This window comes from Pseudonocardia sp. D17, from assembly GCF_036984265.1.
GTDB lineage: Bacteria > Actinomycetota > Actinomycetes > Mycobacteriales > Pseudonocardiaceae > Pseudonocardia > Pseudonocardia benzenivorans.
Window position 1 is genome coordinate 53,579 of the sequence record NZ_BPRG01000040.1, and the last position, 11,503, is coordinate 65,081.

The 11,503-nt window shown below is 72.9% G+C and carries 12 protein-coding genes; 9 read left to right on the plus strand and 3 right to left on the minus strand.

What is annotated here, in order from left to right; genetic code table 11:
• Positions 1-11 precede the first annotated feature (11 nt).
• The 6 genes from PSD17_RS07550 to PSD17_RS07575 are packed head-to-tail and all read left to right on the plus strand — an operon-like array spanning position 12 to position 6,122.
• On the plus strand, positions 12-1,547 hold the full coding sequence (locus PSD17_RS07550; protein ID WP_339122236.1) for an FAD-dependent monooxygenase: 1,536 nt from the start codon (positions 12-14) through the stop codon (positions 1,545-1,547).
• On the plus strand, positions 1,544-3,190 hold the full coding sequence (locus tag PSD17_RS07555) for a (2,3-dihydroxybenzoyl)adenylate synthase (RefSeq protein ID WP_339122237.1): 1,647 nt from the start codon (positions 1,544-1,546) through the stop codon (positions 3,188-3,190). The genes PSD17_RS07550 and PSD17_RS07555 overlap by 4 nt, the downstream gene beginning before the upstream one ends.
• Positions 3,187-3,909: a maleate cis-trans isomerase family protein gene (locus PSD17_RS07560; RefSeq protein ID WP_339122238.1), complete on the plus strand. Its 723-nt coding sequence runs from the start codon at positions 3,187-3,189 to the stop codon at positions 3,907-3,909. The genes PSD17_RS07555 and PSD17_RS07560 overlap by 4 nt, the downstream gene beginning before the upstream one ends.
• 49 nt (positions 3,910-3,958) lie before the next feature.
• The gene (locus tag PSD17_RS07565) at positions 3,959-4,603 is read left to right on the plus strand and encodes a VOC family protein (protein WP_339122239.1); all 645 of its coding nucleotides are present in this window, start codon (positions 3,959-3,961) and stop codon (positions 4,601-4,603) included.
• Entirely contained in the window at positions 4,600-4,848 is a 249-nt protein-coding gene (locus tag PSD17_RS07570; RefSeq protein WP_103381735.1) for a hypothetical protein, read from the plus strand. The genes PSD17_RS07565 and PSD17_RS07570 overlap by 4 nt, the downstream gene beginning before the upstream one ends.
• Complete coding sequence (locus PSD17_RS07575) at positions 4,845-6,122, plus strand: alpha/beta hydrolase (RefSeq protein ID WP_339122240.1); 1,278 nt, start codon at positions 4,845-4,847, stop codon at positions 6,120-6,122. The genes PSD17_RS07570 and PSD17_RS07575 overlap by 4 nt, the downstream gene beginning before the upstream one ends.
• A gap of 126 nt (positions 6,123-6,248) precedes the next feature.
• Here PSD17_RS07575 and PSD17_RS07580 read toward each other — a convergent pair whose 3' ends face one another.
• Positions 6,249-7,448, minus strand: coding sequence for a homogentisate 1,2-dioxygenase (locus tag PSD17_RS07580; protein ID WP_339122241.1), 1,200 nt, complete (start codon positions 7,446-7,448; stop codon positions 6,249-6,251).
• 173 nt (positions 7,449-7,621) lie between these two features.
• Here PSD17_RS07580 and PSD17_RS07585 point away from each other — a divergent pair, with 173 nt between their 5' ends.
• The 3 genes from PSD17_RS07585 (at position 7,622) to PSD17_RS07595 (ending at position 9,669) form a co-directional block, all read left to right on the plus strand.
• A complete protein-coding gene (locus PSD17_RS07585; RefSeq protein WP_339122242.1) occupies positions 7,622-8,302 on the plus strand; it encodes a DNA alkylation repair protein in 681 nt (226 codons plus the stop codon).
• 298 nt (positions 8,303-8,600) lie between these two features.
• Positions 8,601-9,038, plus strand: coding sequence for an Hsp20/alpha crystallin family protein (locus tag PSD17_RS07590; protein ID WP_339122243.1), 438 nt, complete (start codon positions 8,601-8,603; stop codon positions 9,036-9,038).
• A gap of 409 nt (positions 9,039-9,447) precedes the next feature.
• Positions 9,448-9,669 (plus strand): hypothetical protein, encoded by a 222-nt coding sequence (locus PSD17_RS07595; RefSeq protein ID WP_339122244.1) that lies wholly within the window; start codon positions 9,448-9,450, stop codon positions 9,667-9,669.
• Between the two features lie 183 nt (positions 9,670-9,852).
• On the opposite strand, the gene PSD17_RS07600 is transcribed toward PSD17_RS07595, so the two are convergent.
• Together PSD17_RS07600 and PSD17_RS07605 are read right to left on the minus strand one after the other, a co-directional pair.
• Positions 9,853-10,500 carry a response regulator gene (locus tag PSD17_RS07600; protein ID WP_013678333.1) on the minus strand — a complete coding sequence of 216 codons (648 nt, stop codon included), beginning with the start codon at positions 10,498-10,500 and terminating at the stop codon, positions 9,853-9,855.
• The gene (locus tag PSD17_RS07605; RefSeq protein WP_339122245.1) at positions 10,488-11,372 is read right to left on the minus strand and encodes a sensor histidine kinase; all 885 of its coding nucleotides are present in this window, start codon (positions 11,370-11,372) and stop codon (positions 10,488-10,490) included. The genes PSD17_RS07600 and PSD17_RS07605 overlap by 13 nt, the downstream gene beginning before the upstream one ends.
• Between the last annotated feature and the right edge of the window lie 131 nt (positions 11,373-11,503).

An 11,503-nucleotide genomic window follows, 5' to 3' on the forward strand; every position in this document is an offset into this window, starting at 1 on the left:
GAGGTAAGGGGATGCAGCTACGCCGGGTCGCGGTGCTGGGCGGAGGCCCGGGGGGTCTCTACGCAGCGCGGCTGCTCAAGCTGGCCGACCCGGCGTGCGAGGTCGTCGTCCACGAGCAGGGCGATCCCGACACGACCTTCGGGTTCGGCGTCGGCCTCGCCGCCGGGACGCAGCGCAAGCTCGAGGCGGCCGACCCCGACACGCTGCGCGAGATCGCGGCGGCCGGCCTGCGGCACAACATGACCATGCGGGTCGGGCCGGCGGTCGCCCGGGTGGTCAACGACCGGCTGATCGGCATCGCGCGCACCGAGCTGCTCGCGGTGCTGCAGCGACACGCCGAGAAGGCCGGCGTCGAGCTCCGGTTCGGCACCCGGTGCGCGGCCGCCGATCTCGACGCCGACGTCGTCGTCGCCGCCGACGGGGTCAGCAGCGCGACCCGCGAGAACGGTGACTTCGGCGCCCGGATCGACGTCGGCAAGGGCCTCTACCTCTGGTGCGGCACCGACTTCGCGCTGCCGGACGCGGTCTTCGCACCTGTGACGACCGAGCACGGCACGTTCGTGACGCACGCCTACCCCTACTCGGCCGACCGGTCGACGTTCCTCGTCGAGACCGACGAGGACACCTGGCGCCGCGCGGGCTTCGACGTCACGACGGCGGCGCTCGAGATGGTGCCGCCGGCACCCGACGCCTCCGACGAGACGTCGCTGCGGTACCTCGAGTCGATCTTCGCCGAGCTGCTGCGCGGGCGTCCGCTCATCGGCAACCGCACCCGTTGGCTGCGGTTCCGGACGGTGCACGCCGCCCGTTGGTCCGACGGCAACACCGTCCTGCTGGGCGACGCCGCGCACACCGCCCACTTCTCGATCGGCTCCGGCACCAAGCTGGCCATGGAGGACGCGATCGTGCTGGTCGAGCAGCTGCGGACCGCCCCGGACCGGGCCACCGCATTCGCCCGGTACGAGGAGATCCGCCGGCCGGCCGTCGCCCGGTTGCAGGAGCTGGCCAGGCGCAGCCGGCTGTGGTGGGAGTCGTTCCCGGCGCGCATGCACCTGCCCGTCGAGCAGCTGATGGTCGCCTACATGTCCCGGGCGGGGAACGTCCCGCTCGACCGTTTCGCCCGGTCGAGCCCCGACGTGGTCGGGCCCGCCCTGCGGCAGTACGCCGGTTGTCGGCCCCACGTCGACCCGGCGGGCGGCGATCTCACCGGCTGGGTCCTCGGGCGCCCGCTCACCCACGGCGGCAGGCGGTTCGCGGACCGGACCACCGTCCCGACGCTCGCCCGGATCGACTCCGACCTCGACGACCCCTGGTCCCCCGACGGCGACGCCGTCGTCGCGCGGGCCCGCGCGACCGACGGCGTCCTGCTCGCCGGGCCCGCGACCCGCCCGGCCCTGCTCACCCGTCTGGACCTGGCCGAACGGGTCCGGCTCGAGACCGGCACGCTGACTGCGGTGGAGGGACCGGCCGCGTTGCGCGACGATCTGGCCGTCGGGCTCGTCAGCGGCCGCACCGACCTGGTGGCGCTCATCGAGGAGACCCCGTGACACTCGTTCCGCACCCCCCGTCCGACGTGCGGCGCTACCGTGACGCCGGCCTGTGGGGCACCGCGACGATCGCGACCGAGTTCCACCGGATCGCACTGCTCCACCCGGACCGCGACGCGGTCGTCACCACGGCCGCGAGACTCACCTTCCGCGAGCTCGACGAGCGCACCGACCTCGTCGCCGCGGGCCTGGCCGGGCTCGGGCTCCGGCCCGGTGACCCCGTGCTCTTCCAGGTGACCAACCGGATCGAGAGCGTCGTCGCCTGGTACGCCGTGCTCAAGGCGGGGCTGGTACCCGTCGCGACGCTCGCCGCGCACCGCGGCCACGAGATCGGCGGGATCAGCCGCCGGGTCGGCGCGGTGGCGCACCTCGTGGAGGCCGGCCTCCGCGGGTTCGACCTGGTCGGGTTCGCCCGGGAGCAGCAGCGCGACCACCCGACCCTGCGCCACGTCCTGGTGATCGGGGACGACCCCCGCGGCGTCGGGCTCGACTCCCTCGGCGCCGGGATCGACCCGCGTGGGGCCCGCGCGCTCGTCGAGACGATCCAGGCCGGCATCGACCCGGACGCCGTCGCGGTCCACCAGCTCTCCGGCGGCACCACCGGCGTCCCGAAGGTCATCCCGCGGCTGCACGCCGAGTACTGGTACAACGCCGTCGAGTACGCGCGCTCGTGGGGCTGGACCGAACGGACCCGCGTCGCGCACCTCATCCCGATCATCCACAACGCGGGCGTCGTCTGTGCCGTGCACGCCCCGCACAGCGTCGGCGCGTGCCTGGTACTGGCCACGCCGGACCTCGACGAGGCGCTGCCGCTGATGGCCCGCGAGGCCGCCACCCACGTCCTGCTCGGGCACGGCCACTACCGCGCGGCCGACCACCCCGACTTCGACGCGGCCGTCAAGGCGGTCACGCAGGTCGTCCTGTCCGGGGCGAAGGTCCCGCCCGCGCTGTTCGACGGCATCGAGGCCCGCGGACTGTGGTCCGGCCAGCTGTTCGGGATGGGCGAGGGCCTGTTCCTGACGACCCGCCCCGGCACCTCCCGGCTCGCCCGTGCGACGACCGTCGGCACCCCGTTGTCACCGCTCGACGAGATCCGCATCCTGGAGCCCGGCACCGAGACCGAGGTCGCGTCCGGCGCGGTCGGCGAGCTGGTCTGCCGCGGCCCGTACACGCTGCGCGGCTACTACGACGCCCCCGAGCACAACGCGCGCGCCTTCACCCGCGAGGGCTTCTACCGCACCGGCGACCTCGCCGCGCTGGTCGAGATCGAGGGAGAGCACCACGTCCGCATCGAGGGCCGCATCAAGGACCTCATCAACCGCGGCGGCGAGAAGATCAACGCCGAGGAGGTCGAGCTGCTGCTGCTCCGCCATCCGCGGGTCACGGCGGCCGCCGTCGTGGCGATGCCCGACCCGCGGCTCGGCGAGCGGACGTGCGCCTTCGTCGTCGTCGACGGCCCGGAGCTGACCCTGCCCGAGGTGCAGGAGCACTTCGCCGCGCTCGACGTCGCCAAGTTCAAGTGGCCCGAGCGCGTCGAGCACCTGACCGAGATCCCGCGCACGCTCGTCGGGAAGCTGGACAAGAAGCGCCTGGCCGCGGAGATCGCGGACATCCTCGACGCCGAACGGACGGGACGGTCGTGACCCATCGCATCGGGCTGGTCGTCCCCAGCTCCAACGTCACCGTCGAGACCGAGATCCCCGCGCTGCTGTCGCGGCACGCGGAGTCGTTCTCCTTCCACTCGAGCCGGATGCGCATGCACACGGTCTCGCCGGAGGAGCTCGCGGCGATGAACGCGCAGCGCGAGCGGTGCATCGACGAGCTGGGCGACGCCCGGGTCGACGCCGTGCTCTACGCCTGCCTCGTCGCGATCATGGCCCAGGGCCCGGGAGAGCACCGGCGCGTGGAGACGGCCGTGCGCGAGCAACTGCCGGACGCGCAGGTCCTCTCCAGCGCGGGCGCACTCGTCGACGCGCTGGCGGCGCTGCGCGCCGGGCGGGTCGCGCTGGTCACGCCGTACGTGCGGCCGCTGGCCCGGCAGGTCGTCGGCTACCTGGAGGCCGAGGGCTTCGACGTCGTCGACTGGGCGGCGCTCGAGGTCGACGACAACGCCGAGGTCGGCTGCATCCCGGGCGAGCGGGTCATGGAGGCGGCCCGCGGCCTGGACCTGACCGGTGCCGACGCGCTCGTCCTGTCCGCGTGCGTGCAGATGCCCTCGCTCGCCCTCGTCGACGACGCGGAACGCGAGTTCGGGCTGCCGGTCCTGTCCGCGGCCACCGCGGGCGCCCACTCCCTGCTCACCGGCCTGGGCCTCGACCCGGTGCTGCCCCGCGCGGGCTCGCTGCTGGCGAGGTCGCGCTGAGCCCGGCACCCGGCCACCCGAAACACCGACGTCTGACATGGAGGTAGTGATGAGCGAGCTCGACCACCGGGTGCGAGGGGTCGACCACGTCGCGTTCCCGACCTTCGACCCCGCGGCCACGGTGCACTTCTACCGCGACGTGCTGGGGTTCCCGGTCGTGCACTCGATCTGCGCGGCGGGCTGGGGCCCCGAGCAGCACCCCGACTTCATCCACTTCTTCTTCGACATCGGCAACGACGACCGGATGGCGTTCTTCTACTACTTCGGCACCGACCCGTCCGTCGGCGGGCCGCGGGGGGCGAAGGGGGACGTGTACGGCCGCTTCGCCGCCGACGTGCCGGAGTACTTCGTGCGGTCGCGGCACCTGGCCATCCACGTCGACGGCGAGGAGGACCTCCTGGAGTACCGGCGCCGGCTCGACGCGAGCGACTGGCCGGTGGAGATGCAGATCCAGCACGAGACGATCGAGTCGATCTACACGCACGACCCGAACGGCTACTTCTTCGAGATCACCCGGGCGCTGCGGCCGGTGACCCCGCAGGAGGACCTCGACGCCGGGCTGACCATCGACGCGCTGCTCGACGTCGTGTCCGGCCCCGATCCGACGTTCGGAAAACTCCTGGCGCGCAAGGCCGAGCTGATCGTGGAGCGGGCCGCCGGGTGGGAGCCGGCCTCGACGGGACCGGCGTCGTGAACACGCTCTACGTCCTGGACGTGCCGGAGAACATCGCCGTCCCGAAGGTCGCCGCCGAGGACCCGGCGGTGACGGTCGGGCGGCTCGGGCCGTACTTCGTGATCTCCTCCGACCAGCCGATCGTGATCGACCGGCGAGCCGTCGGGGCCCGGCACGCGGTCTGGTACTCCTGCGTCGCCGGGGTCGCTCCGGGTGCCGCGATCACCAAGCACGACAAGGACGCCCTGCGTGTGGAGCCCGCGTGAGCGCCCCCGTGCGGCACGGCCGGCTGGGCGCGGGCCGGTATCTCGCCGCGGGTGAACGCCCCGCCGCGACCGTGACCTCGGTGCACGAGCTGACCACCGTCGACGGCGCGTCGGTCCGTGGCGTGCTCGCCACCGTCCCGGGCGCGCGGACCGTCGTGACGCTGATGCACCCGCGCCAGGACGTCACCCACCACCCGCTCGTCCCCCTGCTGCTGCAGGCGGGCGTCGCTGTCTGGACGCAGGGGTCGCGATCACCGAACAACGACCTCACCCTCGTCCACGAACAGGCCCTGCTCGACGCAGCTGCCGGACAGGTGTTCCTGCGTGACAGGGGGTTCGACTCCGTCGTCACGCTCGGGCACTCCGGCGGCGGGGCCCTGTTCGCCTTCTACCACGAGCAGGCCGGCCGCGAGCCCGGGCAGCGGATCGCGACCACCCCCGGCGGGCGGGCGACGAGGCTCGCCGACGCGGTCATGCCGGTCCCGGACGCGGCCGTGTTCCTCGCCCCGCACCCCGGCCAGGGCCGGCTGTTGCTCGGCTGCATCGACCCGTCCGTCGCCGACGAGCACGACCCGCTCTCGGTCGTCCCGGAGCTCGACCCGTTCGACCCCGCGAACGGCTTCGCCGAGCCGCCCACCAGCGCGTCCTACGACGAGGACTTTCTGCGGAGGTACCGGGCGGCACAGCGCGACCGCGTCGCCCGCATCGACGCCGTCGCCCGCGAGTCGCTGGCCCGCACCGCGGAGGCCCGGGCCGCGTACGCGCGGACCGGTGCCGCGGCCGACCGCCGCCGGGCGCTCGCGCCGCGGATCCTCACCGTCTTCCGCACCGACGCCGACCCCCGGACCGTGGACCTGTCGCTGGATCCGAGCGAGCGGCCCTACGGGTCGCTGTTCGGCGCCCGCCCCGACCTGATCAACTACGGGCAGGTCGGCTTCGGCAGGCTCTCCACCCCGGAGGCCTGGCTGTCGACGTGGTCGGGGCTCAGCTCGAACGCCGGGTTCGTGCGCTGCGCCCCCGGCGTGACGGCGCCGACGTTGTTCATCGAGCTCACCGGCGACCAGGCCGCGTTCCCCTCCGACTCCCGGCGGATGGTCGAGGCGCTCGGCGCCGCCGACCTCACCCGCACCTCGGTGCGGGGGCTGCACTTCGGGGCCGCGATCGCCGACGGCGAGCCCACCGGGGCCGAGCTCGCCGCTGCCGAGATCGCCGACTGGCTCGGCTCCCGGTTCGCGATCGCCCCACCCACTCCCGGCCCGAACCAGAGACGCTGAGCCCGCGCCCGGGATGAGGCCCGGCCGCGCTCCCCCTTCCGCGCGCAACCCCACTGCTCTCCCGGCGCAAATTTGCGACGGTGAGGTTGCGCTCGGGGTGGGGCGCGGCGCGGCCGGCCGTCGTGCTCAGGCCGAGGGTCCCCGTCCGGACCAGGTCCAGGCGTAATCGGGGTCCTCGGCGGCCAGACCGCCCTCGCCGAGCTCCAGCGGGAGGAACGTGTCGACCATCACGGCCAGCTCGTCGAAGAACTCGGCGCCGATCGACCGCTCGACCGCACCGGGCTGCGGCCCGTGGCTGTGCCCGCCCGGGTGCAGGCTGACGGAGCCCTGGCCGATGCCGGAGCCCTTGCGCGCCTCGTAGTTCCCGCCGCAGTAGAACAGCACCTCGTCGGAGTCCACATTGGAGTGGTAGTACGGCACCGGGATCGACAGCGGGTGGTAGTCCACCTTGCGGGGCACGAAGTTGCAGATCACGAAGTTCTCGCCCCCGAAGACCTGGTGCACGGGCGGCGGTTGGTGCACCCGGCCGGTGATCGGCTCGAAGTCGGCGATGTTGAACGTGTACGGGTAGAGGCAGCCGTCCCAGCCCACGACGTCGAACGGGTGCGCGGGGTAGACGTACCGCGTGCCGGTGATGCCGCGCGAGCCACTGTGCTTCACGAGCACCTCGACGTCGGTGCCGTCGTGGAGCAGCGGCTCGGTGGGACCGTGCAGGTCGCGCTCGCAGTACGGCGCGTGCTCCAGCAGCTGGCCGTACCGGGACAGGTACCGGCTGGGCGGCGCGATGTGCGAGTTCGCCTCGATCACATAGAGCCGCAACGGTTCCGAACCGGTCGGGAGCCAGCGGTGCGTGGTTCCGCGGGGGATCACGACGTAGTCGCCCTGCACGGCGGCCAGCGCGCCGAACACCGTCTCGACGGTGGCCGACCCCGACTCGACGTAGACGCACTCGTCGCCGACGGCGTTGCGGTAGAGCGGCGACGTCTCACCGGCGACGACGTAGCCGATCCGCACGTCGTCGTTGCCGAGGACCAGGCGTCGTCCGGTGATCGCGTCGACGGCCTTCCAGTCCGGCGGGGTGAGCCGGTGCAGCTCGAGGTGGCGCGGCAGCAGGGGCCGGTTCTCGGTGGTCGACTGATCGGGCAGGTCCCACGGCGTCGCGTCGACGATCGCCGACGGCACCCCGAGGTGGTAGAGCAGCGAGGAGTCCGAGCCGAAGCCCTCCTCCCCCATGAGCTCCTCGTAGTGGAGCTCGCCGCCGTCCACGGGGCGGTGCTGGGTGTGCCGCTTGGGCGGGACGTGACCGACGCTCCTGAAGAACGCCATGGCGGTCCCCCTCTCCGCCGCGAGCCGCGCCGCGGGGCCGCGCCGGCGTCGATCTGTTCGTCCTGTGCTGTTTCGCAGCGTAGCCCGATGCGAAGGCGACGGAAGGGGACGAGAAGCCCGTTCCGTGCGCATCTCCTCGTACGCTGACGCCGGACGACGGACGGGAGGCCTCGATGTCCACGACGATCCCCGAGGTGTCGGTCGCCGAGGTCATGGCGGAGCTCGCCGCCCTCGACGACCCGCGGATCCGTGCGGTCAACGAGAAGCACGGCGACGACCACGGCGTGAACCTGACGAAGCTGCGCGCCGTCGCGGCGCGCCTGAAGAAGCAGCACGACCTCGCCCGCGCGCTCTGGGCGACCGGCGACTCGGCCGGCCGGCTGGTCGCGTTGCTCGTGTGCCGTCCAAGGGCGTTCGAGCGCGCCGAGCTCGACGCCATGCTCCGCGCGGCACGCACCCCGAAGGTGCACGACTGGCTGGTGGGCTACGTCGTCGCGAGGAGCCCGTACGCCGAGGCCCTGCGGGTGAGCTGGCTCGCGGACCCCGATCCGGTGGTCGCGAGCGCGGGCTGGGCGCTGACGACGGAGCGGGTGGCCAAGAAGCCCGATGGCCTCGACCTCGCCGGCCTGCTCGACGTCATCGAGGCGGAACTGAAGGACGCGCCCGACCGGCTGCAGTGGGCGATGAACCACTGCCTGGCCCAGATCGGGATCGAGCACGCCGAGCACCGCGCCCGCGCGCTCGACATCGGCGAGCGCCTGCAGGTGCTCGCGGACTACCCGACGCCGCCGAACTGCACGTCGCCGTTCGCACCCGCCTGGATCACGGAGATGGTGCGGCGCCGCGAGGGCTGATTGTCACCGACGGCACCGGATGGGGCCGAAGCACGGCCTGCCGCTCGGATTCGAGCGCGGGCGCGTCCCCGAGCGCGGTCGGGGTGACCGAGCAGGACGCAGCGGACCACGGCCTGCCGACGTGCCGGGCCCAGGCGCGGGCCTCGTCGGACACACACGTCGAGACTGCGTCCGAAAGTAGAGAGAATCTGTCCTTGCGAGCGTGAAAATCTATAGCTACGATTGCAGGTATCGGATCGGAGCCAACCCCTCCGGTCCGCCATGCATCACTCGACCGCCGACACGAAGGGAGCCCCCGATGTTGATGCGTACCGACCCCTTCCGTGAGCTGGACCGACTCGCTCAGCAGGCCTTCGGCGCGGTCGGCACCTGGTCCCGGCCCAGCCCGGTCCCGATGGATGCCTACCGCCGCGACGACGAGTTCGTCGTCGAGCTCGACCTTCCGGGCGTCGCGCCCGACGCGATCGAGCTGTCCGTCGAGCGCAACGTGCTCACGGTCAAGGCCGAGCGGCGCCCCACCGCCCGCGGGGAGGACTGCGAGATGCAGATCGCGGAGCGTCCCCTCGGCGTCTTCTCCCGGCAGCTGTTCCTCGGCGACGGCCTCGACACCGACCACATCTCGGCGAACTACGAGGCGGGCGTCCTGGTCCTGAGGATCCCGGTCGCGGAGAAGGCGAAGCCCCGCAGGATCGCGATCTCCCACCACGACCACGAGCGTCGGGCCATCGACGCCTGAGGCCGGCCGTGGGAGCCGTCCTGGGGACGAGCCCGGCACCTCGCCGCCCGGACCTGCCCGACCAGGTCACGGTCGACCGGATCTTCGTCGCGATCGTCGAGTCGAACTTCCCCTCCGACGCGCCCGTCCCACGCCGGACGCCGCCGTCCGCAGCCGTCACGGTTCTGCGGGACCGGGGAGGCCGGGACTGGCAGTCCGGCGCCACCGGGACGGTGGCGCGCCGGCCGAGCCCGGCCTGTGTCAGCCCGGCGAGGCTGCGTCGGGAGCGCAGTCCTCCGGGTCGGCGCGGGGTACCGAACTGGTCGACGACCCCGGGAGGTGAGCCCGTACAGGCAGTCGTTCATCGTTCTCACGTACCAGTCGTCCGACGGCCCGGCCGGGAGCCCGGCCGGGCCACACCCTGGAAGGTATGCACGTGCCGCCGTTGGAGATCGACGTCGCGCTCTCATCGATTCCCCGTCACGACAGCACCCTGCATCAGACCAGCGTGCGCAACGCCCTCGCGGCGATCCACGGGATCGACGGCCCGTTCGACGCGGTCGACGACGTGGATGTTCACGACGCGACCGTGCCTGGCGCCGGTGCGCTGCGCGCGCTCGTCGCACTGCACGGGCTTCCACCCGACCAGTGAGCTCGTGCCGAGACCACCGGTGATCGCGCCTTCGGCGTGCGGCCCGGTGGCCCCGAGCTTGTCGCGGCCGCCCTCTCCATCAAGGACGCTGCGCTCCGCGTCGCCTTCGGCGACAGACCTTCGGTGTGCCCTTGACAACCCCTCGTTGACTTCGCGTCGAGTCCAAGAGCGAATTTGCTCTGGCTACGAGGTGAGGTAGCGGATGACGGCAAGCACGCGGCGGTGGTCGTCGTCGGTGATCGAGAGGCCCAGGAGGTCGTAGATGCGCGAGACGTGCTGGACGACGGCCTTCTCGGAGATTCCGAGCCTGCGGGCGATGCCGGAGTTGGTGCGTCCCTGTGCGACCAGCTCGATGACGTCGCTCTGGCGTGGGGTCAACCGGGTGAGTGCGTCGTGGCCCGACCGTGCACGGCTTAGCATCGCCGAGACGACCTCGGGGTCGAGCACGGTCCCGCCGCCGGCGACGATGTCGAGGTCGCGACAGAAGCCGGCGACGTCGGCGACTCGTTGCTTGAGCAGGTAGCCGACGCCGGCCGGGCGGTCGGCGAGCAGCTCCTGGGCGTACTGGCGGTGCACGTATTGCGACAGCACGAGGACCGCGGTGGCCGGATGCGCCGCGCGGATCGCGATGGCGGCGCGCAGCCCGTCCTCGGTGTGCTCGGGAGGCATCCGGATGTCGGTGAGCACCAGGTCGGGCCGGTGGCGGGAGGCGTGGGAGACCAGGTCGACGGCGTTGTCGGCGACGGCCGCCACCTCGTACCCTGCTCCCTCCAGGAGCAGGACGAGGCCCTCGCGCAGGAGCGCCTCGTCCTCGCCGATCACGACTCGCACGGCAGCTCCACGCACAGCCGTGTGCCCTGCCCCGGCGGGCTCGCCAGACTCAGCCTGCCGCCGAGGGCCTCGACGCGGTCGGCGATCCCGCGCAGGCCGCTGCCCCTGTCGAGGTGTGCGCCGCCGACGCCGTCGTCACGGACCTCGATGCCCAGCCGGCGGCTGTCGTGGGTCAGGGTCACCCACAGCTTCTGCGCCCCGGCGTGTTTCACGGCGTTGGCCACGGCCTCCGCGACGCTGAAGTAGGCGGCGGTCTCGACGGCGGCGGGCAGGGCCGTGTCGTCGGCGGGCAGGCTCAGGGTGCTGGGCAGCGGGATCCGGTCGACGAGCTCCTGCACGGCGGCGAAGAGCCCGCGCTGGGCGAGCAGGGCCGGCAGAATCCCGTGCACGAGGCCGCGGAGCTCGGTGATCGCGGTCTCGGCGTCGGCCCGCACCGCCTCGGCCTGTTCGGCGAGGGGCGGGGCCGCGCGGACGGCGAGCTGCCCGGCGCGCAGGGCGAGGACGACGAGGTGAGCCTGCAGACCGTCGTGCAGGTCATGGGCGAGACGGCGGCGTTCGAGATCGCCGGACTCCACGATGCGGGCCCGGGACTCCCGCAGGGCCGCGCGTCCCGCGAGCAGCTCGGCGGTCAGGCGTTCGCGTTCCATCGCCAGGGCGACCACGCGGCCGGCGGCGCGGACCAGCGCGGGGTCGGGCAGCACGACGGCGTCGTAGACGATCGCGCCCACGCGCTCGCCGGCGCTCTCGACCTCGACGGCCTTCCGCGGCGCGCCCTCCTCCGGCAGGACGGCCGAGGTACCGGCCGCGTCGGTGTGGCGGCCCTGCGCGGGCAGCCAGAACAACAGTTGCAACGACGGGTCGCCCAGCGTCACCGCGAGTGCGTCACGCAGCTCGCCGCGGCCCGCCTCGGCGGCGCCGAGCCAGGCGCCTAGACGAGTAAGACGTCGTTTCAGAAGTCGGCGTGTTAATCCTATGTGGAGTCGCGCTGGTAGCTGATCATGCT